This window comes from Synechococcus sp. BSA11S, from assembly GCF_014224355.1.
GTDB lineage: Bacteria > Cyanobacteriota > Cyanobacteriia > PCC-6307 > Cyanobiaceae > Regnicoccus_A.
Genome location: NZ_VNWP01000001.1, coordinates 248,192 through 270,076, shown reverse-complemented (window position 1 = coordinate 270,076; position 21,885 = coordinate 248,192). Strand labels below are relative to the sequence as shown.

The 21,885-nt window shown below is 67.7% G+C and carries 20 protein-coding genes and 1 tRNA gene; 15 read left to right on the top strand and 6 right to left on the bottom strand.

Features of this window, described 5'->3' with window-relative positions; translation table 11 throughout:
- Positions 1-30 precede the first annotated feature (30 nt).
- Together FPZ61_RS01460 and FPZ61_RS01455 are read right to left on the bottom strand one after the other, a co-directional pair.
- Positions 31-1,623, bottom strand: coding sequence for a bifunctional pantoate--beta-alanine ligase/(d)CMP kinase (locus FPZ61_RS01460; RefSeq protein WP_185464390.1), 1,593 nt, complete (start codon positions 1,621-1,623; stop codon positions 31-33).
- Between the two features lie 78 nt (positions 1,624-1,701).
- Positions 1,702-2,259: a septal ring lytic transglycosylase RlpA family protein gene (locus FPZ61_RS01455; protein ID WP_185464146.1), complete on the bottom strand. Its 558-nt coding sequence runs from the start codon at positions 2,257-2,259 to the stop codon at positions 1,702-1,704.
- Positions 2,260-2,691: 432 nt separating this feature from the next.
- Here FPZ61_RS01455 and purM point away from each other — a divergent pair, with 432 nt between their 5' ends.
- Together purM and FPZ61_RS01445 are read left to right on the top strand one after the other, a co-directional pair.
- Positions 2,692-3,726 carry a phosphoribosylformylglycinamidine cyclo-ligase gene (gene purM / locus FPZ61_RS01450; RefSeq protein ID WP_185464391.1) on the top strand — a complete coding sequence of 345 codons (1,035 nt, stop codon included), beginning with the start codon at positions 2,692-2,694 and terminating at the stop codon, positions 3,724-3,726.
- A gap of 89 nt (positions 3,727-3,815) precedes the next feature.
- Positions 3,816-4,484: a hypothetical protein gene (locus FPZ61_RS01445; protein WP_185464147.1), complete on the top strand. Its 669-nt coding sequence runs from the start codon at positions 3,816-3,818 to the stop codon at positions 4,482-4,484.
- 4 nt (positions 4,485-4,488) lie between these two features.
- Here the strand turns inward: FPZ61_RS01445 and FPZ61_RS01440 are convergent, their stop codons facing one another.
- Positions 4,489-5,457: an aldo/keto reductase gene (locus FPZ61_RS01440; RefSeq protein WP_185464148.1), complete on the bottom strand. Its 969-nt coding sequence runs from the start codon at positions 5,455-5,457 to the stop codon at positions 4,489-4,491.
- A 41-nt stretch (positions 5,458-5,498) separates the two neighbouring features.
- Here FPZ61_RS01440 and FPZ61_RS01435 point away from each other — a divergent pair, with 41 nt between their 5' ends.
- Positions 5,499-5,678: a hypothetical protein gene (locus FPZ61_RS01435; RefSeq protein WP_185464427.1), complete on the top strand. Its 180-nt coding sequence runs from the start codon at positions 5,499-5,501 to the stop codon at positions 5,676-5,678.
- Between the two features lie 74 nt (positions 5,679-5,752).
- Positions 5,753-6,310, top strand: a complete 558-nt coding sequence (locus tag FPZ61_RS01430; protein WP_185464149.1) for a hypothetical protein — start codon at positions 5,753-5,755, stop codon at positions 6,308-6,310.
- Positions 6,311-6,348: 38 nt separating this feature from the next.
- Here FPZ61_RS01430 and FPZ61_RS01425 read toward each other — a convergent pair.
- Positions 6,349-6,419: transfer RNA gene (locus tag FPZ61_RS01425), tRNA-Cys, on the bottom strand.
- 9 nt (positions 6,420-6,428) lie between these two features.
- Here FPZ61_RS01425 and FPZ61_RS01420 point away from each other — a divergent pair.
- Together FPZ61_RS01420 and FPZ61_RS01415 are read left to right on the top strand one after the other, a co-directional pair.
- On the top strand, positions 6,429-7,706 hold the full coding sequence (locus FPZ61_RS01420) for a lipid-A-disaccharide synthase-related protein (RefSeq protein ID WP_370593307.1): 1,278 nt from the start codon (positions 6,429-6,431) through the stop codon (positions 7,704-7,706).
- A gap of 30 nt (positions 7,707-7,736) precedes the next feature.
- Positions 7,737-7,994: a hypothetical protein gene (locus FPZ61_RS01415; RefSeq protein WP_185464150.1), complete on the top strand. Its 258-nt coding sequence runs from the start codon at positions 7,737-7,739 to the stop codon at positions 7,992-7,994.
- Between the two features lie 36 nt (positions 7,995-8,030).
- Here the strand turns inward: FPZ61_RS01415 and FPZ61_RS01410 are convergent, their stop codons facing one another.
- Entirely contained in the window at positions 8,031-8,693 is a 663-nt protein-coding gene (locus FPZ61_RS01410; protein ID WP_185464151.1) for a ribonuclease D, read from the bottom strand.
- Between the two features lie 83 nt (positions 8,694-8,776).
- Here FPZ61_RS01410 and FPZ61_RS01405 point away from each other — a divergent pair, with 83 nt between their 5' ends.
- Complete coding sequence (locus tag FPZ61_RS01405) at positions 8,777-9,331, top strand: cofactor assembly of complex C subunit B (protein WP_221629716.1); 555 nt, start codon at positions 8,777-8,779, stop codon at positions 9,329-9,331.
- A gap of 10 nt (positions 9,332-9,341) precedes the next feature.
- Positions 9,342-10,178: a dehydrogenase gene (locus FPZ61_RS01400; RefSeq protein WP_185464153.1), complete on the top strand. Its 837-nt coding sequence runs from the start codon at positions 9,342-9,344 to the stop codon at positions 10,176-10,178.
- A 35-nt stretch (positions 10,179-10,213) separates the two neighbouring features.
- Here FPZ61_RS01400 and hemF read toward each other — a convergent pair whose 3' ends face one another.
- Positions 10,214-11,299 (bottom strand): oxygen-dependent coproporphyrinogen oxidase, encoded by a 1,086-nt coding sequence (hemF, locus tag FPZ61_RS01395; protein ID WP_185464154.1) that lies wholly within the window; start codon positions 11,297-11,299, stop codon positions 10,214-10,216.
- 133 nt (positions 11,300-11,432) lie between these two features.
- Between hemF and FPZ61_RS01390 the strand changes: the two genes are divergently transcribed.
- The 7 genes from FPZ61_RS01390 (at position 11,433) to ppc (ending at position 21,605) form a co-directional block, all read left to right on the top strand.
- Positions 11,433-12,539 carry an Mrp/NBP35 family ATP-binding protein gene (locus FPZ61_RS01390; protein ID WP_185464155.1) on the top strand — a complete coding sequence of 369 codons (1,107 nt, stop codon included), beginning with the start codon at positions 11,433-11,435 and terminating at the stop codon, positions 12,537-12,539.
- A 5-nt stretch (positions 12,540-12,544) separates the two neighbouring features.
- Positions 12,545-13,819, top strand: a complete 1,275-nt coding sequence (rodA, locus tag FPZ61_RS01385) for a rod shape-determining protein RodA (RefSeq protein WP_185464156.1) — start codon at positions 12,545-12,547, stop codon at positions 13,817-13,819.
- Complete coding sequence (locus FPZ61_RS01380; RefSeq protein ID WP_185464157.1) at positions 13,813-15,204, top strand: HAMP domain-containing sensor histidine kinase; 1,392 nt, start codon at positions 13,813-13,815, stop codon at positions 15,202-15,204. Before rodA ends, FPZ61_RS01380 begins: the two co-directional genes overlap by 7 nt.
- A gap of 116 nt (positions 15,205-15,320) precedes the next feature.
- Entirely contained in the window at positions 15,321-15,752 is a 432-nt protein-coding gene (locus FPZ61_RS01375; protein WP_185464158.1) for a photosystem I reaction center subunit II PsaD, read from the top strand.
- A 131-nt stretch (positions 15,753-15,883) separates the two neighbouring features.
- Positions 15,884-17,413 carry an anthranilate synthase component I family protein gene (locus FPZ61_RS01370; RefSeq protein ID WP_185464159.1) on the top strand — a complete coding sequence of 510 codons (1,530 nt, stop codon included), beginning with the start codon at positions 15,884-15,886 and terminating at the stop codon, positions 17,411-17,413.
- Complete coding sequence (gene gshA / locus FPZ61_RS01365) at positions 17,410-18,564, top strand: glutamate--cysteine ligase (protein ID WP_185464160.1); 1,155 nt, start codon at positions 17,410-17,412, stop codon at positions 18,562-18,564. The genes FPZ61_RS01370 and gshA overlap by 4 nt, the downstream gene beginning before the upstream one ends.
- A gap of 32 nt (positions 18,565-18,596) precedes the next feature.
- Positions 18,597-21,605, top strand: coding sequence for a phosphoenolpyruvate carboxylase (gene ppc, locus FPZ61_RS01360; protein WP_185464161.1), 3,009 nt, complete (start codon positions 18,597-18,599; stop codon positions 21,603-21,605).
- The last annotated feature ends 280 nt before the right edge of the window (positions 21,606-21,885 follow it).

The window sequence follows — 21,885 nt, the reverse complement described above, 5'->3', positions numbered from 1 at the left end:
CTGGAAGCCCACAGGAGAAGGCGGCGACACTCAGGCTGCTGCGCCATTCTCCGGTGCTGGCCAGGCCTCCTCTGGAATGCGCTCCCTGAATAGATCCACCAGGGTCGTGATCACCTCCTCGATGGCCAAGCCATCGGTGATCAGCTCCACCGCATCCTCGGCCTGGAGCAGGGGGGCCACCTCCCGGGTGGAATCCTGACGGTCCCGCTCTGCGATCAGTGCCTCCAGCTCCACCAGGGGCGGCACGGCGAACCCCCGCTGCTCCAGATCCTGGGCCCGGCGGCGGGCCCGCTCCGCCACCGTGGCGGTGAGAAACACCTTGAGATCCGCATCGGGGAAGACGGCAGTACCGATGTCGCGACCCTCAGCCACCAGTCGTCCCCTGGCGCCCAGAGCCCTCTGCTGCTGGGTGAGGGCCTCCCGGACGCAGGCATGGGCCGCCACCAGGGAGACCTGGGCCGTCACATCGGGATGGCGAATCGCCTCGCTCACATCGTGGCCATTCAGAGTCACCCGTTGGATGCCGCTGGCCACCGTATCGAGGCTGAGCTCCAGCCCCTCGAGGAGAGGCGCCACCTGGGCTGCCTCAGCTGGATTCGCCCCTTGGCGCAGCACCCACCAGGTCACGGCCCGGTACATGGCTCCGGTGTCGAGGTAGATGAGGCCGAGGCGTTGGGCCAGGGCCCGGGTGACGGTGCTCTTGCCAGCCCCGGCAGGGCCATCGATGGCGACGATCGGAGGACGGTTCATGAGAACAAGGTGATCAATCAGGCGGCTTGGACCGCAGCGAACCGCGGCCGCCAGCAGCAGGGGCCCCTGGGGTGAGGTGGAAGGATCCAGGGGGCGCAGCCGCAGGGCTTCCACCATCTCCACATACTCCACCGTCAGGTCGGCTCGCTCCAGCTCAGATCGCACCAGCTGCATCAGGCGGGCAGGATCACGCTCCCCCGCCCGCCAGGCCTGTTCTCCCCAGGCGAGCGCTGCCGGCAGACCAACCGCCTGCATTCGGTCGCTCCCGCTGAGATAACGGTTGCGTGAGCTGGCGGCCAGTCCATCGGGTTCCCGCCAGGTGGCACAACCCTGAACCCGAACCGGCAGGGCCAGATCCGCCACGATCCGCCTGAGGATCACCAGTTGCTGCCAGTCCTTCTCCCCGAGAAACAGTCGATCAGGTTGCACCAGGGCAAGCAGCCGGGCCACCACCGTGGCCACCCCTTCGAAATGACCCGCTCTGGTGCGGGCGCAGAGCCCCTGTAGCAGGGCAGGTGGAGGCAGCACCCTGGTGAGTTCGGGATCACCACCGGGGAACAACTCCTGCACATCCGGGGCGAACAGGGCGATGGCGCCTGCTTCAGCGGCGAGAGCGGCATCGGAGCCCAGATCCCGTGGATACCGCGCGAAGTCTTCCCCGGGGCCGAACTGAAGGGGATTGACGAACACGCTCACCAGCACCCGTGGCGGCAACCCTGACGGGGAGAGGGGGGCAGCGGCCCTCTCGATCAGTCGACGGTGTCCCTGATGAAGGGCACCCATGGTGGGCACGAAGTGAAGCGCTCTCGCAGGCCGCTGCCCCGCGGGCCTGCACCAGCGCCGCAACTCATCACAGGTGTGCAGCAGCTGCATGGAAGCGCAGAACGAAGGCCCACCCGGCAGATTGCCGGATGGGCCGATCATCGGAATGGAAGCTGGGGGCTTCAGGCCTTACTGGACCACTTCCAGGCGAACCTGCGCAATGCCGCTCGAGACAAGACCGAGTCGCTGGGCAGCCCCATGGGCCAGATCGATGATCCGGTTGCCGTGGAAGGGACCACGATCGTTGATGCGCACGATGGCGCTGCGACCATTCCAGAGGTTGGTGACTTTCACCTTGGTGCCGAAAGGCAGGGTGCGGTGGGCTGCCGTCATGGTGCCGGGTCGGAACACCTCGCCATTGGCGGTGCGGTTGCCGAAGAAACCAGGGCCATACCAGCTGGCTTCACCGGTGCCGGCCAGTTTGAAGCGACGCGGCGTGGGGGCTGGAGCCGTGGGCTCGGGCTGGGCTTCGGCGGCCGGCGCCTCGCTTTCCTGTTGACGAATGGCAACCGGTTCAGTCGGCTGACCCTGCTTGGAGGGTTCAGCGGCCGGTGCAGTGTCGGCCGGACGGGCCATGGCGACGCGGGAATCAGATTCCGTACGGGCCGACTCGGCCAGAACAGGAACGGCTACGCCGCTGCCGGAAAGCAGGAGGGCAAGTGCCCCCAGGGGAAAAGTGCGACGCATAACAGACGAAACTCAACGCAACGAAGCAGCGGCCTTCCGTTTGAAGACTCGTGGCTGGGTTGATCGCGCTAACGATTGAAGAAGATGAAAGCGCAGATCCTGCGAAAAAGTTCCTGATCAAAAATCACGACCTCGGAAACCTACAGGAAGTCCCTGGAGATGTGATGAGCAGATTGGGGAGAAGAATCGATCAGGAAGAGTCATCAACGGCGACATCGCAGTCAGCCGCAGTGCAGCGAACGAATCAGGGCGCCGGCACTGATCAGTGACGCCAATCGGATGCATCAGCGCAACTGATCAATTCTTGTGACAGTCGAGCAGGCGACTCCCGATCGAGCGCCCCTTCGCGGCGGTGCTGGCCGTGATCACCCCTTGACCCGCTGGCATCGGAGGATCAGCGGTGATCTGGATCCGCCCAGCAGGAGCAACGCCATGGATTACCGCGCCGCCGGAGTGGATGTGGCCGCAGGCAGGGCCTTCGTCGAGCGGATCCGCTCCAGCGTCGAGAGCACACGGCGCCCTGAGGTGCTCGGCGGCCTCGGAGGATTCGGAGGGCTGTGCCGGTTGCCGCAGGGCTTGCGGCGCCCCCTGCTGGTGGCCGGCAGCGATGGGGTCGGGACCAAGCTCGAGCTGGCCCAGGCCCACGGCCACCACCACGCCGTCGGCATCGACCTGGTGGCGATGTGCGTCAACGACGTGATCACCAGCGGAGCGGAACCACTCTTCTTCCTGGATTACATCGCCACCGGCAAGCTCGCTCCCGAGGCCATGGCGCTGGTGGTGGAGGGGATCGCCGACGGCTGCCGCCGGAGCGGCTGCGCCCTGCTTGGCGGCGAAACGGCGGAAATGCCGGGCTTCTACAGCCCAGGCCGCTACGACCTGGCAGGTTTCTGTGTGGCCGTGGTGGAGGAGGAGGAGCTGATCGATGGCCACCGGGTACGACCTGGTGACCGGATCCTGGCCGTGGCCAGCAGTGGGGTTCACAGCAATGGGTTCAGCCTGGTGAGACGGATCCTGGAGAGCACCGGCAGCGGTGAGACCGCCCGCTTGCCAGACGGTGGTCCTCCGGTGATCCAGGCCCTGCTGGAACCCACCCGCCTGTATGGATCCCTGGTGAAGGCCCTGCAGGAAGCGGCTATCCCTCTTCATGCCATGGCCCACATCACCGGCGGAGGATTGCCCGAGAACCTCCCCCGCTGCCTGCCGCCTGGAACCCATGGCCGGATCGAGACCACCAGCTGGGAGCGGCCGGAGCTGTTCCGCTGGCTCCAGGTCGCAGGCGAGGTCCCGGAAGCGGATCTCTGGAACACCTTCAACCTGGGCGTCGGCTTCTGCCTCGTGGTGCCGGAGTCTGCTGTGTCCCGCACCCTCGACGTTTGCAGGCAGCACTCCTACCAGGCCTGGCCCCTGGGAGTGGTGGAGCCGGGCGATGCTGGTGTGGAACCCCTGGCGGGTTTGCCGTACTGACCAGCCCATCCACCGTCCTGGCAGATTGCAAGGGCCTGCTCGGCGCCTGATCGCCGGCGGCGCACCCGAAAATCCATACGCTTCTACCCATGCACAGCTCCGGCAGCCGCACCACCCGACGGCGCAGTTCAGCGGGGCCTCAGCCCGCCGCTCCACCCCGGCGGCTCAACGCTCCTCCCCAGACCCGTTCAGGAGCCAGCAGACCCACCTATCTCACCCTTCGCGACCATGGGAAGGTCTACGTGGCTGACCTTCCCCGCCTCTCCGATGGCCAGCTCTCACGGGTGGCGAAGGAGGCTCAGGGAGTGCTGGAGAGTCTCAACCGCCGCCTCGAGGAACTCGATCAGCTGACCAGCCTCCAGCCGATCGAGCAGGAGACCCAGATCAGAGCCAGCACCAAACGGAGTGTCACCGAGCGCTTCCTTCAGGCCATCGAAGACGAGCAGTGCGACAGGCGCAACAATCCAGCCCTGCGAGCGGCCGCAGGGGAGTCGCTGGCGCGGGCCTTCCTGGAAATCTCCCGGCATCGCCTGCCGGGAGCCACATTCGACTCCCTGCTGCAGGAAGCCCTTACCGCCTGTGATGCCCCCATGCCCAGGCAGGCCGACCAGGGCAGCGAGGCCAGCGCCATAACCAACCCCACGGATCCCCTGGCCGGGAGGCCTGCTCAGGTGATACGGCTTCCGACGGCCGACGTTCTGCCCGTGGTGCTCTCTCCCGACCCCTCCAGCCCCCCGGCCGACGCGGACTCCCCCTGAGCGTTCAATCACTCAGGAAGGGATTCGCCGGCATCCTCACCGGCAGGGCCAGGGCCTGGCGATCGAGGGCAGCGCGTTCAGCGTCGTCCATCTGCCAGCTCAGGGCCCCCGCCGCGGCCTCCGCCTGCTCAGGTGTGCGAAGGCCTGGGATCGGCATCGCCCCATGGGCCCGGCACCAGTTCAGGGCCACCTGACTCACCGGCACCCCACGGTCATCCGCGATTCCCCGCATCAGCACCAACAAGGATTCGATCCGGGGCCGAAGTCGACGGAACAGCAGCCCCCGGGCTCCTTTGGGACCCTCCGTCCCCGCGCAGCTCCGGTCGCTGAGCAGTCCGAGGGCGAGTGGGCTGTAGGCAATCAGGTCCACCCCCAGATCCCGGCAACACGCCGCCAGATCCCCGCTGGTCACAGCCTCTGGCGCCAGCAGCGACACCTGCACCTGAAGGCTGGCCAGGCGCACCCCCCGATCGGCCAGTCGCCGCTGCACCTGCGCCAGACGACGAGGCCCCATGTTCGAGACCCCCAGGCTGGCCACATCCCCGGCCACCACCCGATCCGCCAGTCCATCCAGCAGGGGGCCCTCCTGCCAGGGGGCATAACGGGCCGTGCTCCAGTGGAGCTGCACCCGATCAAGCTGGCCACCCAACCGCTGGCGGGAGGACTGGAAGGCGCGGTCATAGCCACGGCGACCCAGCCGCCAGGGGAACGGGGCCAGCTTGGTGGCCACACACAGCTGATGGCGCCGCTCCTGAGGCATGGCGTTCAGGAATCGACCGAGCAGTTGCTCGCTGCGGCCCGTGAAACGGCCGGTGCCATAGGAATCGGCCGTGTCGAAGAAATGAAGTCCCAGGGCCACCGCCCTCCGGAAGGTGGCCTCAAGAGACGCGTCATGGAGCTCGGGCCGGTAGCCCCAGAGGAACTGGTTTCCCCAGGCCCAGGTGCCCACGCCGATCGAGACGGACTGCGCCATGGGACTCTCCGGGCTGCAAGCGACCTCGCCATGATCGGAGCATGACCTCCCCATCCCCCTCGACCCAGACGCAACCTGAGCCGCAGGCCCAGACCCCCCCGGGGAGGGAGGCACCCGGCTCGAAGCCGGCCGGTGACCCGGTGCTCTGCCATCACTGTGGCCGCACCGCCAGCAATGGCATCAGCTGCCAGGGCTATTGCGTGGCCGACTCGGACTACTGAACACGGCCACGTCACTCCCCACCCTTCCGAACACCCTGCAGCTCCAGAATGGGAGCCCTGCACGCGGGACCTCCTTGGCCGACACCACCAGTTCCAAGCCGCTCAAGTGCCAGCCCCGCCCCAGGACAGGCTTCCGCCAGCTGGCGCCACTGCTGGCCGGGGCCCTGCTCAGCCTGCTTCCCCAAGGGGGCGATCTGCTGGCGGCCGAGAACCCCCCCGTTGACTTCGGCCGGGTGCAACGCGCCACCCGGACCTGCCAGCGCAACCTCTCCGACGCCAGCCCCGGACCCTGCTCAGAGCTGCGCTTCGAGCAGAACCGGGAAGGACTGCTCAACATCCGCTTCGTCGGCCCCGGCAGTGGCGAGATCACCAGCAACCTGGTCACCTTCGTGGGGGTGGTCAAGGATGGGGCGGCCGGCCTGAACTGCCGCGAAGGACGCTGCCGCCTGGATGGCCCCCTCAGCACCGAGGTCACCAGCGTCAGTGAACTGGGCTTCGACCAGCGTGGGTTGCCCACCGGCCTGCCCAGCGCCTGGCCCGCCGATGGCACCTGCAAGGTCGAGAAGCACGACGTGCACTGCGAAGCCAGGGCTCTCTCGGGCGAGCGCTGGTCGGCCAGAGCTGAACTGTGAACGACCCCCTAGCGGAATGCCGTCGGGATCGGAATCAGAGGCGGCACCCAGATTCGAACTGGGGATAAAGGATTTGCAATCCTCTGCCTTACCACTTGGCCATGCCGCCATTCCAGGGGTGAACCCCGGAACTGCGGATCGTATCAGCCGTTCACAGCCTGCCCGGCTGCTGCTGCTCAGCAATGGCCATGGGGAGGATCTGATCGCCCTGCGCATCGGGCGAGCCCTGCGCGAACGACGTCCGGCGATGCAGCTGTGCGCCCTGCCCCTTGTGGGGGAGGGGGAGGTCTACCGGAAGGCTGAACAGGACGGCTGGTTGCAGCAGGTGGGACCACGCCAGCGGTTGCCCAGCGGTGGCTTCAGCAACCAGAGTCTTCCCGCTCTGCTCCACGACCTGAGGGCGGGACTGCCCGCTCTGAGCTGGCGCCAGTGGCAGCTGGTGCGCCGCTGGGGCGATGCAGGCGATCCGATTCTGGCGGTGGGGGATCTGCTGCCCCTGCTGCTGGCCTGGGGCAGCGGCGCACCCTATGGCTTCCTGGGAACACCCAAGAGCGATTACACCTGGCGCAGCGGTCCTGATCGCGACCCCCTGGCCGATCGCTACCACCGGTGCAAGGGAAGCGAATGGGATCCGTGGGAATGGGCGCTGATGGCTGATCGCCGCGCCAAGCTGGTGGCGGTCCGTGATGGTCTGACGGCCAGGGGACTGAGACGCCGGGGGGTGGCGGCTCTTGCACCAGGCAACCCGATGATGGACGGGCTTGATCCGGCTCCTCTGCCTGAGCCGTTACGGCAGCGGAGGAGAATCGTGCTGCTCTGCGGCAGCCGCCTGCCGGAGGCCCTCGGCAATGCCCGGCGGCTGCTGGAAGGCCTGGCCTGTTTGCCAACCCTGGAGCCGCAGGTGGTGCTCTGCCCCACCGGCTCCCGCCCCAGTCGCCAGGATCTCGATCCACTCCTGCGCGCCCAGGGTTACACCCAGGTGCCGATCACGCCTGGTTGCGGCGCCAGCGCGGCCTGGGGTCTCCAGCAAAGGCTTGTGCTGCTCGGGCAGGGCTGCTTCGAGAGCTGGGCCGGTTGGGGGGAGGTGGGCCTGGCCACGGCTGGAACCGCCACCGAACAACTGGTGGGGCTCGGGGTGCCCGTGCTCTCGATGCCGGGCCCAGGTCCTCAGTTCAAGCGCGGTTTTGCCCGCCGGCAGAGCCGGCTTCTGGGGGGGGGCGTTCGGGTCTGTACCTCACCCCTGGAGCTGGCTGGTGAATTGGATCGGCTGCTCAAAGATGCCCAGTTGCGCCGCCAGCGCGGTTGCATCGGCCGGCGGCGGATGGGGGACGCCGGCGGCAGCGAACGGCTGGCGGCCCTTGTGGATTGGAAGCTGCTGTCACAGCCCCAGGGATGATGGAACTTCCCACCATCCAGGCTCACCCCCATGCCAGCTCCCATCGACCGGGCTTACGCCACCGTCACCGGTCAGCTGGCCACCCTGCTGGGGGTCAGCATCGCCGCGGCCCGCCGCCGGGTCGACCAGCAGGCCGCGCGGGAAGGGACCCGGGAGACAGGCGGGCGCGTCGCCATCGCTGAGCGCATGATCCAGGAATCCCAGGGGGCAGCCAGGACTCAGGGCCAACTGCTGGATGCACTCCTGGTCGCCGAAGACGACGAGAGCGGCTTCATCCTCGAGGACTGATCGCCGCTGCCCTTCTGAGCCGGGGGTCAGGGACCTTCAGCGGGACGAAGAGGAATGCTCGAACACCGAGCCGAAACGGCTGCGATCGAGCTCGGCGAAGACCGGCAGGCAGGCAAAACAGCGCTGGGCCAGCTCGAGGCGCTCCTCCCGTTCGAGGATGGAAGCCAAGGCCTGGCGAGCGCCGAGCAGATAACGCACGTCGTTGGCCGCATAGGCCAGCTGGGCTTCTCCCAGGTCCTCGACCCGGCCCCAGTCGCTGCTCTGGGACTGCTTGTCGAGCTCCACACCCACCAATTCCTGCACCACCTCCTTCAGCCCGTGGCGGGAGCTGTAGGTGCGGGCCAGGCGGCTGGCCACCTTGGTGCAGAACACCGGAGCCACGGCGATGCCGAGGCCTTCCCCCAGGGCCGCCAGATCGAAGCGGGCGAAATGGAACACCTTCTCGATCGCCGGGCTTTCCATCAACTCCTGCAAACGCGGCGCCTGCCGCTGGCCCCGAGCGATGCGGATGCAGCAGACGTTGTCGAGGTGGTCGGCGATCTGAACCAGGCAGAGGCGATCCCGCCCATGAACCAGACCCATCGCCTCGGTGTCCACCGCCAGGGCGGGGGCCTGAGCGAGCAGCCCGTGCCATTCAGGGTCGAGATCCCCGTCGAAGACGGCAAACCGGTGAGGGGCGGAGCCGGGAGTCGAGGACATCAGGGCAGAAGCAAACGACGCCATCGTGCCGAAAGGGGGAGAATGAGTCGCTTCCGTCCTGCATTGCCCGCGTGCCTTCGACCCTGTCCCCTGCCCTGGGGTCCACCCTGCTGCTGACCCTGCTGCTGGCCATCGGCCTGGTCTTCTTCCTGCGGGCCGCAAGCAAGGACCGCACCACGGTGGTGGAGGTGCAATCCCCGAGGCCGGCCCTGGAGGTGCTCGACGGCCTCAGCCAGTGGCTGAGGCAACGGGGCTGGCAGGCCGAAGCGGGGGATGCCGAGCGGCGGGTGCTGCGCTTTCGTGGCCAGGTGGGGGCCAGCGGCACCCTGGCCCTGCTGCTGACGCTGCTGGGTACGGTCGGAGCGGCCTGCCTGGGCCTGGTGCTCCGCCAGCTGCTGCCGATGCTGGGCTGGTGGCCGCTGCTGCTGGCCCTGCTCGGGCCTCTCGCGGGACTGATCTACCGCAAGCGGGCCGCTCGTCAGGAACTGGTGGAACTGCGCCTGATCAGCGCCGACGACGCCTCCCTCAGCCAACTGCAGTTGAGGGCTCACCGCGACGAGCTGATTGCCCTGGAACTGGAACTGGGACCAAGGCTGCAGCTGGCCAGTGACGGCACCCTGCTCAGTTCACCCATCTGACCCCCAGGCCATGCGACTCCTCCCGAAGGCTCCAGCCCGACGCCCATTCCGGGCACGACCAAGGTCCCTGGGCCTGGCCCTGCTGGGGCTGGGACTTGTGCTGGTGCTGGGCAGCGCCGCTGAAGCCCCGGCACGTCTGGCCATTGACCCGCTCACCGGCCCACGCTCACCCCTGAGCAAGGACTGGATCGGCCGCAGATCCCTGGCGTCTGGCACGCCGATCCTGGTGATGGCAGGCCACGCCGATTCCCAGGGAATGGAAGGGTCCGGCACCAGTGGTGAAGCGGTGGATCGCTTCGGAGCCCGGCCGATGCAGCCTGGCATCCGCGACGAGCTCTACTGGAATCTGCGCACCGCCGAGCGGGTCGTGGCGATCGGCCGCCGGCGCGGTCTGCCGATCCGCCTCTACGTCCCTTCGCAGCGCACCATCGCCGACGGCGATGATCCCCGCACCAACTGGAGTGTGGGCAAGGCCCATGTGCGCCGCGGTGGGTACGCCATGGAGATCCATTACGACGCCTACGGACCCGACGGCTTCGGCTCGGGGCTGATCCCGCCGCTGCATCAGGCTCCCACCCTGCTCGACGAAAGCCTGGCGGCCTCCTTCGGGGCTTTTCCCTTCGCGTTCAGAGGCGGCCTTGGTGCGCCCCGCCGCGGCATTGCCATCCTCGAGATCGGCAAGCTGGAGAGTCCGTTGGAATCGGCTCTGAGGGATCCCCGCAGCCGGGATTCAGCCCTCAACGCCATCGCCGAGCGGGTGGTTCTGGCCCTGGAGCAGGGCCTCAGCCCCCGACCGACGACTCTGCCGGCCACCTCCCTCGGTAACCCGGCAACAACCCGCCCCTGAGCAACTGCGGGCGGCACCTGGCCAGGGCCAGGGATTCAGCCAAAGGCACCCCGGGCCCGACAGAGGTCCTCCAGAGCGGCATCTCCGAACCAGTCCTGGGGCTTGGTGAACACCTCCGTGACCAGGGCCTCGCGACTGCCGGGCTCGGGGCCGTAGCCGTATTCCCAGCGCACCAGCGGCGGCAGCGACATCAGGATCGATTCCGTGCGGCCGTTGGTCTGGAGGCCGAAGATCGTGCCGCGATCGAACACCAGGTTGAACTCCACATAACGGCCACGGCGATAGAGCTGGAACTGGCGTTCCCGCTCCCCGTACGGGGTGCCGTGCCGCTTCTCCACGATCGGCACATAGCTGGGCAGAAAGGCGTTGCCACAGGCGCTCGCCAGCTGGAACAACTGCTCCCAGCTGTGGGGGACCGGGCCGGTGGCTGCGGCCATGGCCGCAGCACGACCGCTGGGATCCTGCCCCTTGTAGAGGGCTCCACCGTGGTCCTGGTAGTCGTAGAAGATGCCGCCCACTCCCCGGGTTTCACCGCGGTGCTTGAGGAAGAAGTATTCGTCGCACCAGGGCTTGAACACCGGATACAGCGTGGGATCGACACTGTCACAGGCCCCCTTCAAGGTGTGGTGAAAGTGACGGGCATCCGCGAGAAAGGGGTAGTAGGGCGTGAGGTCGGCGCCGCCGCCGAACCACCACACCGGCCCCGCCTCGAAATAGCGGTAGTTGAGGTGCACCGTGGGCACGTAGGGGCTGCGGGGATGGAGCACCATCGAGGTGCCGGTGGCGAACCAGCGCTGGCCGGCGGCTTCCGGCCGCTGGCTGAGGATTGATGGAGGGAGCTGGTCACCCTCCACCTCGGAGAAATTCACGCCGCCCTGCTCGAAGACCCGCCCGGCCTTCATCACCCGCGAGCGACCTCCGCCCCCCTCCGGCCGCTCCCAGCTCTCCTCCTGGAACACCCCCTCGCCATCAAGGGCCTGCAGGCCCGTGCAGATGCTGTCCTGCAGGCCCATCAGCAGGGCGCGGGCACGGGCGCGGGAATCGGCCGGGGGGCGCTGCAGGGGCTCTGGCACTTCCCGGCCCTGCTCCCCACCGGCCACACCCGTCTGTCCCTGCTCCACCACTGAGGATCACGCCCCGCCGGACGTCCGAAACCTCTCCACCATTCCAGCCAGCCGAACCGGCGCACAAGCCTTCGAGAGCCTCTGTCATGGGGGCGGCCCCTAGGATCGTCCCTGATGCCGGCACCCATGGATGGCCACCGCTGAACAGGCCCTTGCCGCCCTTGAGCCCCTCTGCGATGCGGGCACGGGGCAGAGTCTGCTCGAACTGGGCTGGATCCAGCAGGTGCGTCCCCAGGGAAGCCGTGTGGTCTTCAGCCTGGCCCTGCCGGGCTATGCCACCAGCCAGCGGGAGCGCATCGCCGCCGAAGCCCGCGCGGCGCTGATGGCGCTCGAGAGCATCGAGGAAGTGCAGATCGAGCTGGCCCAGCCCAGCGGAGGCGGGCGGCCTGAGGGGTCACCGATCGGTGGCGCGGGCCACGGCCCCGGTGGCGGCGGCAACCTGCCCGAGCGCCAGGGCATCCCCGGCGTGGGCCGGATCATCGCCGTGAGCAGTGGCAAGGGAGGCGTGGGCAAAAGCACCGTGGCGGTGAACCTGGCCTGCGCCCTGGCCCAGAGCGGTCTTCGGGTGGGTCTGCTGGATGCCGACATCTACGGCCCGAACGCCCCGACCATGCTCGGGGTGGCCGACCGCACCCCGGAGGTGCGCGGCAGCGGCAACGAGCAGGTGCTGGTGCCGATCGAGACCTGCGGCATCGGCATGGTGTCGATGGGCCTGCTGATCCAGGAGAACCAACCGGTGGTGTGGCGGGGCCCGATGCTCAACGGCATCATCCGTCAGTTTCTTTACCAGGCCGACTGGGGGGAGCGCGACGTGCTGGTGGTGGACCTGCCACCCGGCACCGGCGATGCCCAGCTCACGCTCGCCCAGGCGGTGCCGATGGCCGGCGTGGTGATCGTGACCACACCCCAGCGGGTCTCCCTGCAGGACGCCCGCCGCGGCCTGGCGATGTTCCTGCAGATGGGTGTTCCCGTGCTGGGCGTTGTCGAGAACATGAGCACCTTCATCCCCCCCGACAGGCCCGAGGCCAGTTACGCCATCTTCGGCAGTGGCGGTGGGGCCACCCTGGCCGCCGAAGCCAACGTGCCCCTGCTGGCCGAGCTGCCCCTCGAGATGGCCGTGGTGGATGGGGGTGACCAGGGCAGGCCGGTGGTGATCGCTCGACCCGAGTCGGCCACTGCCCGCGCCTTCCAGTCCCTGGCCCAGCGGATCACCAGCCTCAGCCTGGCCGCCGCCTGATCACGATGGCCTGGCTGGGCACCCGGCGCAGCATGTTCTCGACGGCGCGGCCGTCCCGGCGGCGGCCTCTCGAGGGGGTGGATCTGGTGCTGTGGGGCATTCCCCTGGCCATGGTGGCAGTGGCCGGCCTCCTGATCGCCAGCACCCAGCGCCAGGCCCCCTATGCCGTCTGGTACCAGCACTGGATCACCGCGGCGGTGGGCCTGGGCCTCGCCCTCGTGCTGGCCCGGATCCCGCTGGAGCGTTACCAGCCGTTCCGCTGGCTGATCTATGGGGTCATGGTGGCGAGCCTTGTGGCAGTACGGGTGGTGGGGGTGAGCGCCCTCGGTGCCCAGAGCTGGATCAACATCGCCGGCTTCAACGTGCAGCCCTCGGAATTCGCCAAGGTGGCCGCGATCCTGCTGCTGGCTGGGGTGCTCGCCCGCCATCCTGTGGAGCGTCCGGTGGATCTGATCCGCCCCGTGGCGATGATCAGCGTGCCCTGGCTGCTGGTGTTCGTCCAGCCCGACCTGGGCACCTCCCTGGTGTTCGGCGCCTTGCTGCTGGTGATGATGTTCTGGTCGGGGATGCCCGGGGCCTGGCTGCTGCTCCTGCTCTCGCCACTGGTCACAGCGATCCTCGCCGGCACCATTCCCTGGGCGCTGGTGGCCTGGATCCCCGCCATGGGCCTGCTGGCCTGGCGCAGCCTCCCCTGGAAGGCCCAGGCGGCTTCCCTCACCGTTCTGATTCAGGGGGTGTTCGCCCTGGGCACCCCCTGGCTTTGGTCCCACGGCCTCAAGGAGCACCAGCGAGCGCGGCTGACCATGTTTCTCGATCCTTCCCAGGATCCCCTCGGAGGTGGCTACCACCTCCTGCAGAGCACGGTGGGCATCGGCTCGGGGGGGCTCTGGGGCACCGGCCTGATGCAGGGTCATCTCACCCTGCTGCGCTTCATCCCTGAGCAGCACACCGATTTCATCTTCAGTGCCCTGGGGGAGGAAACCGGTTTCATCGGCTCGATGTTGGTGGTGGTGGGCTTCGTGGTGCTGATGTGGCGCCTCCTCCAGATCGCCGGGGGGGCACGCAACGATTACGAATCCCTGGTGGTTGTGGGCATCGGGGCGATGCTGATGTTCCAGGTGGTGGTGAACATCAACATGACCATCGGCCTGGGCCCGATCACCGGCATTCCCCTGCCCTGGCTGAGTTACGGGCGCTCGGCGATGCTCGTCAACTTCATCTCCCTGGGGCTGTGCGCCTCGGTGTCCCGCCATGGCCGAGCGCCCCATCGGCGATGGTGAGCCTGGCCGTCCTGCAGGCCAGGCTGTCGCAGGGAGTCCCGCCGGGCCGCAGCGATGACGACACGGTGCGGCGCCAGTGGTGGGCCGCGCTGGCCACCCTGCAGGACGATTTCCTGCTTCCGTTGCAACCGCTGCGGGGCGTCTGGCTGGCCTCACCGCTGCCGGCCCTCTACGAGCCCGCGCTGCTGGAGCAGTTGCAGGGCTGGGTGTGGGCTCCGGCTCAGATCGGCACTGGCCTGCGCCCATCAGGTCCCTTGCTGCCCGGAGCGGAATCCGCAGCGAAACCAGGCCCCCCCGGCGGCGCCAACCCCTACGAACGCCTGGCCCTGGAGCCCGAAGACGGCACAGACCCCCTGCTCGTACTGATCACGCCCCAGCTGCAGCTGGCCATGGCCCTCGAAGGCAGCCCACAGCAGCGGCGGCTGGTGCTTCGCTTCGATCCCACCACCCTCTCGGAAACCCTGGCTCTGGTGGATGAGCGCCTGAGGGCCACGGACCCCCGGTCGGCCCTGCGCTTGCGCAAGGCCCTCCAGGAGCTCGGCCCCCTGCGCAGCGAGGAGAGCACAGCACTGCGCTTCTGGCCGAGGCTGGCTGAGCGGCTGGCGGCGATGGCCCCGAGCCTGACTCTGCAGCCCCTGGTGCAGGGTCAGGAAGACGACCGGGCGGTGAGCAACGGGGAACTGGCCCTGCTGGAGGCCCTCACCCACGAGGTGCGCACGCCCCTGGCCACGATCCGCACCCTGATCCGCTCGGTGCTGCGGCGCACCGACCTGCCGCCTGTGGTTCGCCAACGGCTGGAGCAGATCGACGGGGAATGCAGCGAACAGATCGACCGTTTCGGCCTGATCTTCCATGCCGCCGAGCTGCAGCGGCGGCCACGGCCCCACCAGACCCTGGCCCGCACCGACCTGGCCGAGCTGTTGCAAGGGTTCGAAGAGCTCTGGCAACGGCAGCTGAGGCGCCGTGGACTGAAACTGGAGCTGGCGATCAGCGGCCAGCTGCCACCGGTGCTGAGCGACCCGAACCGGCTCGAGACGATGCTTGGGGGGCTGGTGGATCGCTTCATCCGCAGTCTGCCCTCGGGCAGCACGGTGCTGATCCGCCTGCAACCCGCAGGCTCGCGCCTGAAGCTGCAGCTGCGCTGCACCGAACCGCCCGGGGGCGCAACGACCTTGGCCAGCACACCCGAAGAAGACACGGCCGACGATGTTGGTCCGGTGCTGCGCTGGAATCCCCTCACGGGCAGCCTGCAACTGAGCCGCCAGGCCACCCAGCGCCTCTTCCACAGCCTGGGAGGACGTTTCACGGAACGGGCCGGCCAGGGTCTGACCGTGTTCTTTCCCGTGGCGGGGGGTGAAACCGTCCACGACACAGACGTTTGTTGACGGGTGTGAAGAGAGCGGGGCAGCAGCCAGGGGGGCCAAGATTGCAGTGCTAGCTTCCAGCCGACATGGTCCGCCGACTCCCCGACGGGTCCGCCGACTCAACACCCCCAACAGCCATGACAGCAACGGCGCTGAGCGGTCAACTTCCCAAGTCCATCGGCAGCACGGGCGGTCTGCTCAACTCCGCCGAAACCGAGGAGAAGTACGCCATCACCTGGACCAGCGCCAAGGGCCAGGTGTTTGAGCTTCCCACCGGTGGAGCTGCAGAGATGAACGAAGGCGAGAACATCATGTACTTCTCCCGCAAGGAGCAGTGCCTTGCCCTCGGTACCCAGCTGCGTACCAAGTTCAAGCCACGCATCGAGGATTTCAAGATCTACCGCATCTTCCCCGGCGGTGATACCGAATACCTGCACCCCAAAGATGGTGTCTTCCCCGAGAAAGTGAACGAAGGTCGTCCGATCGTGGGTCACAACCCCCGCAGCATCGGAGAGAACCCCGATCCCTCCACCCTCAAGTTCTCCGGCCGCAACACCTTCGATTCCTGAATTCCGGGCCTGGGTGCGCTTCTTGATCCATCCTGGAATCTCCTTGGGGGATCGGCCCTCTGGCCTGATTCCTCCAACCCTTAGAAAGGCGGGGCCGGGTGCCCCGTTTTTTTTGTCTGCCCGTTGCTGTGATGCCCTTCCCCGATCGCAACGCATTCCTTGCCCAGGCGGCGGACGGCAACGACAGCACCTTCATCCCTCTCTGGAAGCGCTGGCCTGCTGATCTGGAAACCCCTCTCACCACCTGGCTGAAGGTGGGGGCCTCCAGCAGCCATGGCGTGCTGCTGGAGTCGGTGGAGGGGGGCGAGCGGCTGGGGCGCTGGAGCGTCGTGGTGTCCGATCCGGTCTGGACTTTCACCGCCCGCGGAGACAGCGGACAGCAGTGCTGGCGCGATGGCCGCCAGACGCAGTTTCAAGGGAATCCCTTCGAGCTGCTGGCTGGCTGCCTGGCCTCGATCCATCCCACGGTCATCCCCGGGTTGCCACCCCTGGGGCAACTGTTCGGTTTCTGGGGCTATGAGCTGATCCGCTGGATCGAGCCCAGCGTGCCGGTCCATCCCAGTGATCCCGAGGGCCCTCCCGACGGCTGCTGGATGCTGGCCGACAGCCTGCTGGTATTCGACCAGGTGAAGCGACAGATCACGGCCGTGGCCTATGCCGACCTCAGCACTGGGGCCGATCCCCTGGCGGCCTACGCTGAGGCCGCCGCCAGGATTCAGTCGCTTGAGGAGCGCATGCACGGCCCCCTGCCGGCTGGCGTCACACCCCTGCAGTGGGAGGCTGAGCCCGAGCAGGACCTGGACACCCGCAGCAACCGAACCCAGGCCGATTTCGAGGCGGCGGTGGTGGCCGCCCGGGAGCACATCGCCGCGGGTGACGTGTTCCAACTGGTGCTCAGCCAACGGCTGGAGACGCGCATCCATCGGGATCCCTTCGAGCTGTACCGCAGCCTGCGGATGGTGAACCCATCGCCCTACATGGCTTTCTTCAACTTCGGCGGCTGGTATCTGATCGGCTCGAGCCCGGAGGTGATGGTGAAGGCCGAACCGGTGACCGGCGGCATCCAGGCTTCACTGCGCCCGATCGCCGGCACTCGCCCCCGCGGAGCCGACGAGGCCGAGGACCTGGCTCTGGAGCAGGAGCTGCTGTCCGACCCCAAGGAGCGCGCCGAGCACGTGATGCTGGTGGACCTGGGTCGCAACGACCTGGGCCGGGTCTGCAGGCCGGGCAGTGTCCGGGTCACCGAGCTGATGGTTGTCGAGCGTTACTCCCACGTGATGCACATCGTCAGTCAGGTGGAGGGCCTGCTCGATCCCAACCAGGACGTCTGGGATCTGCTCAAGGCCGCCTTCCCCGCCGGAACAGTCAGCGGCGCGCCCAAGATCCGGGCCATGCAGCTCATCCACGCCCACGAACCGGATGCCCGCGGCCCCTATTCCGGGGTCTACGGAGCGGTGGATCTGGCCGGCGCCCTCAACACCGCCATCACGATCCGCACCATGGTGGTGCTCCCCGACGGCGCAGGTGGCTGGCGGGTGCAGGTGCAGGCCGGCGCAGGACTGGTGGCCGACTCCCAGCCGGCCGCCGAATACCAGGAAACCCTGAACAAGGCCCGCGGCCTGCTCAAGGCTCTGGCCTGCCTGCAGGGAAGCGGTTCATGAACGATCGTCTCCTGCTCAAGGGCTTCGAGGTGGAACTGTTCACCGGCAGGGCCGACGGCACGGTGGTGGGCGTGGCGGAGCAGGCCGCCACCGATCTGGAGGGCTTCGTCACCGAACCCGACCACCGCAACCTCGAGTACATCACCTCGCCGGATGCCGACTACGGCCACCAGCTGGAGCTGCTGCTGGAGCCCCGCAGACGCCTGCGCCGCTGGCTGAACGAGCGGAGCCTGACGCTGCTCCCAGGCAGCACCCTCAGCCGCGGGGACAGCCGGCGCTTCGAGCGCTCCGATCCCACCAACCCCTACCACGGCTACATCGAGGCCACCTACGGCACCCGGGTGGTGACCGCCAGTGTGCACATCAACCTGGGGCTCACCGAGATGGACGGCCTGTTCGCCGGCTGTCGGCTGTTGCGCTGCGAGGGGGCCCTGCTGCTGGCCCTCAGTGCCAGCTCACCCTTCCTCGATGGGGTCGTCACCGGTGCCCACTCCCAGCGCTGGCTGCAGTTTCCGCTCACGCCGGCCAGGGTGCCGCTGTTTCTCGATCATCAGCACTACATCCAGTGGATGGAGGCCCAGCTGGCCGCCGGGTCCATGCGCAACGTGCGTCATCTCTGGACCTCCGTGCGACCCAATGGGGAGAATCGACCCCACGACCTCAACCGGCTGGAGATCCGGATCTGTGATCTGATCAGCCAACCGCGCCAGCTCCTGGCCGTCACCGTGTTCGCGGAACTGCGCCTGCTCCAGATGCTGGAGAATCCTGCGGCCCACGATCCTCTGCTGGCCAGCTCACTGGGGCCGGATCGGCTGGCCCAGCTTGCCGACCGCAACGACCGTGCCGCCGCCCGCCTGAGCCTGAAGGCCACGCTCAGCGACTGGCGCTCGGGGGAAGAGATCGAGGCCGCCAGCTGGATTCAACGGGAGCTCGATGGGATGGCACCCCTCGCCGCCGAGCTCGGCCTGAGCCCCTGGCTTGAGCCGCTCCAGTTGATCCTGGGACAGGGCAATGAAGCGATGCGCTGGCTGGAGAGGCACGCCCAAGGCCTGCCTCTGGCTGAGATCCTCTCGGATGAAGCCGAGGCCATGCAGCTGGCGGAAGCGGAACCAGCACCACGCAACACGGCGACTTCTCACCCTTTGGGATGATCATGGAGCCTTCCTCGCCTGCGTCGGCCCCCATGCGGCAGCCCCTGTCCGCCCCATCAGCCGTTCTCGCCCAGGCTTCCCAGGCCGTGCCAACGGCTCCATCTCCCCGTGTCACCAGGCTGCTGGGAGAGCGGCTGGAGCTGGTCGAAGACCTGTGGCGAACAGTTCTGCGCAGCGAATGTCCGCCCGATCAGTCCGAGAGGTTGCTGCGCCTCAAGCGGCTGAGTGACCCGACGGAGGCCGCCGATGGAACTCTGGATACCACCGCGGCCATCGTCCAGCTGATCAGGGAGATGGACCTCTCGGAGGCGATCGCGGCCGCCCGCGCCTTCTCCCTGTACTTCCAGCTGGTGAACATCCTCGAGCAGCACATCGAGGAAGACAGCTATCTCGCCAGCCTGCAGGAGACCGCCCCTCCCACCAGCCCCGATCCCTTCGCGCCCCCGCTCGCCAGTCAGACCGATCCCGCCACCTTCCGGGAGCTGTTCACGCGGCTGCGGGGACTGAACGTTCCTCCGGCCCAGATCGAGAACCTGCTGCGGGAACTCGACATCCGCCTGGTGTTCACGGCACACCCCACGGAGATCGTGCGCCATACCGTGCGTCACAAACAGCGGCGCGTGGCGGCACTGATTCATCGCCTTCAGCAGGACAGTCCCACCGAACTGCAGGACGAACGCAGCCTCAGGCTGCAGCTGGAGGAGGAGATCCGGCTCTGGTGGCGCACCGACGAGCTGCACCAGTTCAAACCCTCGGTGCTCGACGAGGTGGACTACGCGCTCCACTACTTCCAGCAGGTGCTCTTCGATGCGATGCCGCTGTTGCGCCAGCGCATCATCAATGCCCTCAGCGGCAGCTACCCGGACGTGGTGGCGCCGCGGGATGCCTTCTGCACCTTCGGCTCCTGGGTGGGCTCCGACCGCGATGGCAACCCTTCCGTCACCCCCGACATCACCTGGCGTACCGCCTGCTATCAGCGTCAGCTGATGATCGAGCGCTACATCACGGCGGTGCAGGGCCTGCGCGACCAGCTGAGCATCTCGATGCAGTGGTCCCAGGTGAGCGCCCCCCTGCTCGAGTCTCTGGAGATGGACCGCCTGCGGTTCCCCGAGATCTACGAGGAGCGGGCGGCCCGTTACCGGCTCGAGCCCTACCGCCTCAAGCTCAGCTACATCGTGGAGCGGTTGCGCCTGACCCATCAGCGCAACCAGCAGCTGGCCGAAGCCGGCTGGGAATCCCCCTGCGACAACGCCGGGCCGGCTGTGCTGATCACAGGCACCGGGCCGATGGCCGCCGCCCCGCCCGAACTGCACTACGGCTCGGTGAACGAGCTGCGCCAGGACCTGGAACTGCTGCGCGACAGCCTCGAGACCACAGGCCTGAGCTGTGCACCCCTGCAGACCCTGCTCAGCCAGGTCCACATCTTCGCCTTCTGCCTGGCCAGTCTCGACATCCGCCAGGAGAGCACCCGCCACAGCGATGCGCTCGACGAACTGACCCGCTACCTGCAACTGCCCGTCCCCTACGGGGACATGGACGAGGAACAGCGGGTGCAGTGGCTGCTCCAGGAACTGCAGACCCGGCGGCCGCTGCTGCCCCCAGCCGCCCGCTGGAGCCCCGCGACCGACGAAACCTTCGCTGTGTTCCGCATGCTGCAGCGGCTGCAGGAGGAATTCGGCCCGCGCATCTGCCGCAGCTACATCATCTCGATGGCGCACACGGTCTCCGATCTGCTCGAAGTGATGCTGCTGGCCAAGGAGGCCGGTCTGGTGGACCCCAAGGCCGTGCAGACCCAGCTGCTGGTGGTGCCCCTGTTCGAGACGGTGGAGGATCTGCAGCGCGCCCCGGCGGTGATGCAACGCCTGTTCAGCGAACCCTTCTACCGAACCCTGCTGGCCAGCAGCTCCGAATCCGACAAGCCCCTTCAGGAGGTGATGCTCGGCTATTCCGACAGCAACAAGGACTCGGGGTTCCTCTCCAGCAACTGGGAAATTCACAAGGCCCAGATCGCCCTGCAGCGGCTGGCCTGCGAGCACGATGTGGCCCTGTGCATTTTCCACGGCCGTGGTGGCTCGGTGGGACGGGGGGGCGGACCGGCCTACCAGGCGATCCTGGCCCAGCCCAGTGGCACCCTCAACGGCCGCATCAAGATCACCGAGCAGGGGGAAGTGCTGGCCTCCAAGTACTCCCTGCCTGAACTGGCGCTCTACAACCTCGAAACGGTGACCACAGCCGTGCTGCAGAACAGCCTGGTGAGCACCAGCGTCGATGACACCCCCACCTGGAACGAGTTGATGGGCCGCCTGGCGGCCCGCTCCAGGGTTCATTACCGCCGGCTGGTGCATGAAAACCCCGACCTGGTGGCGTTCTTCCAGCAGGTCACGCCGATCGAGGAGATCAGCAAGCTGCAGATCTCCAGCCGCCCCGCCCGCCGCAAGAGTGGCGCCAAGGACCTCTCCAGCCTCCGGGCGATCCCCTGGGTGTTCGGCTGGACCCAGAGCCGTTTCCTTCTGCCCAGCTGGTTCGGTGTTGGGGCGGCCCTGGAGGAGGAACTGACCGAGGACCCCGGACAGCTGGAGTTGCTGCGGCTGCTGTACCAGCGCTGGCCCTTCTTCCGGATGCTGATCTCGAAGGTGGAGATGACCCTCTCCAAGGTGGATCTCGACCTGGCCCACCACTATGTGCAGGCCCTGGGGCGCCCCAGCCACCGCGAGGCCTTCGAGGGGATCTTCGAAGTGATCGCTGCCGAATTCGTGCTCACCCGGGATCTGGTGCTGATGATCTCGGGCCACACCCGCCTGCTCGATGGGGATCCGGCCCTGCAGCTCTCCGTCGAGCTGCGGAACCAGACGATCGTGCCCCTGGGGTATCTGCAGGTGGCCCTGCTGCGGCGTCTGCGCGATCAGAACCGACAGCCCCCCATGAGCGAAGCCAGCAGCGGGGAAGGCCAGGATGGACGCACCTACAGCCGCAGCGAACTGCTGCGCGGAGCTCTGCTCACCATCAACGGCATCGCCGCGGGCATGCGCAACACCGGTTGAGCCGCGCTTGATTCCCTTCCGCAGTCAACCGCCCGCCCCACGGCTTCCCGAGGGCTACCGAACGGAGGTCGAGGCCCCTGAGCCCGGGGAGTTGAACCTGTTGCTGGTGGACTGCGGCGAGACGCCACGGGATGAAGCCCGCCTGGCTCTGGTGCTGGAACGCAGCGCCTGGCAGCTGTGCGTGCGCAATCCTCAGGGACGGTTGGTGGGTTTCGTGAGGGCCACCAGCGATCAGGCCCTCAACGCCAACCTCTGGGATCTCTCGGCCTGCCCTCTGGAT

What these genes read in the sequence shown, in the direction of transcription:
- FPZ61_RS01460 (WP_185464390.1), bottom strand. Translation starts at nt 1,623, where the DNA reads ATGCAGCTGCTGCACACCTGTGATGAGTTGCGGCGCTGGTGCAGGCCC.
- FPZ61_RS01455 (WP_185464146.1), bottom strand. Translation starts at nt 2,259, where the DNA reads ATGCGTCGCACTTTTCCCCTGGGGGCACTTGCCCTCCTGCTTTCCGGC.
- purM (WP_185464391.1), top strand. Translation starts at nt 2,692, where the DNA reads ATGGATTACCGCGCCGCCGGAGTGGATGTGGCCGCAGGCAGGGCCTTC.
- FPZ61_RS01445 (WP_185464147.1), top strand. Translation starts at nt 3,816, where the DNA reads ATGCACAGCTCCGGCAGCCGCACCACCCGACGGCGCAGTTCAGCGGGG.
- FPZ61_RS01440 (WP_185464148.1), bottom strand. Translation starts at nt 5,457, where the DNA reads ATGGCGCAGTCCGTCTCGATCGGCGTGGGCACCTGGGCCTGGGGAAAC.
- FPZ61_RS01435 (WP_185464427.1), top strand. Translation starts at nt 5,499, where the DNA reads ATGACCTCCCCATCCCCCTCGACCCAGACGCAACCTGAGCCGCAGGCC.
- FPZ61_RS01415 (WP_185464150.1), top strand. Translation starts at nt 7,737, where the DNA reads ATGCCAGCTCCCATCGACCGGGCTTACGCCACCGTCACCGGTCAGCTG.
- FPZ61_RS01410 (WP_185464151.1), bottom strand. Translation starts at nt 8,693, where the DNA reads ATGTCCTCGACTCCCGGCTCCGCCCCTCACCGGTTTGCCGTCTTCGAC.
- FPZ61_RS01400 (WP_185464153.1), top strand. Translation starts at nt 9,342, where the DNA reads ATGCGACTCCTCCCGAAGGCTCCAGCCCGACGCCCATTCCGGGCACGA.
- FPZ61_RS01390 (WP_185464155.1), top strand. Translation starts at nt 11,433, where the DNA reads ATGGCCACCGCTGAACAGGCCCTTGCCGCCCTTGAGCCCCTCTGCGAT.
- rodA (WP_185464156.1), top strand. Translation starts at nt 12,545, where the DNA reads ATGGCCTGGCTGGGCACCCGGCGCAGCATGTTCTCGACGGCGCGGCCG.
- FPZ61_RS01380 (WP_185464157.1), top strand. Translation starts at nt 13,813, where the DNA reads ATGGTGAGCCTGGCCGTCCTGCAGGCCAGGCTGTCGCAGGGAGTCCCG.
- FPZ61_RS01375 (WP_185464158.1), top strand. Translation starts at nt 15,321, where the DNA reads ATGACAGCAACGGCGCTGAGCGGTCAACTTCCCAAGTCCATCGGCAGC.
- FPZ61_RS01370 (WP_185464159.1), top strand. Translation starts at nt 15,884, where the DNA reads ATGCCCTTCCCCGATCGCAACGCATTCCTTGCCCAGGCGGCGGACGGC.
- gshA (WP_185464160.1), top strand. Translation starts at nt 17,410, where the DNA reads ATGAACGATCGTCTCCTGCTCAAGGGCTTCGAGGTGGAACTGTTCACC.
- ppc (WP_185464161.1), top strand. Translation starts at nt 18,597, where the DNA reads ATGCGGCAGCCCCTGTCCGCCCCATCAGCCGTTCTCGCCCAGGCTTCC.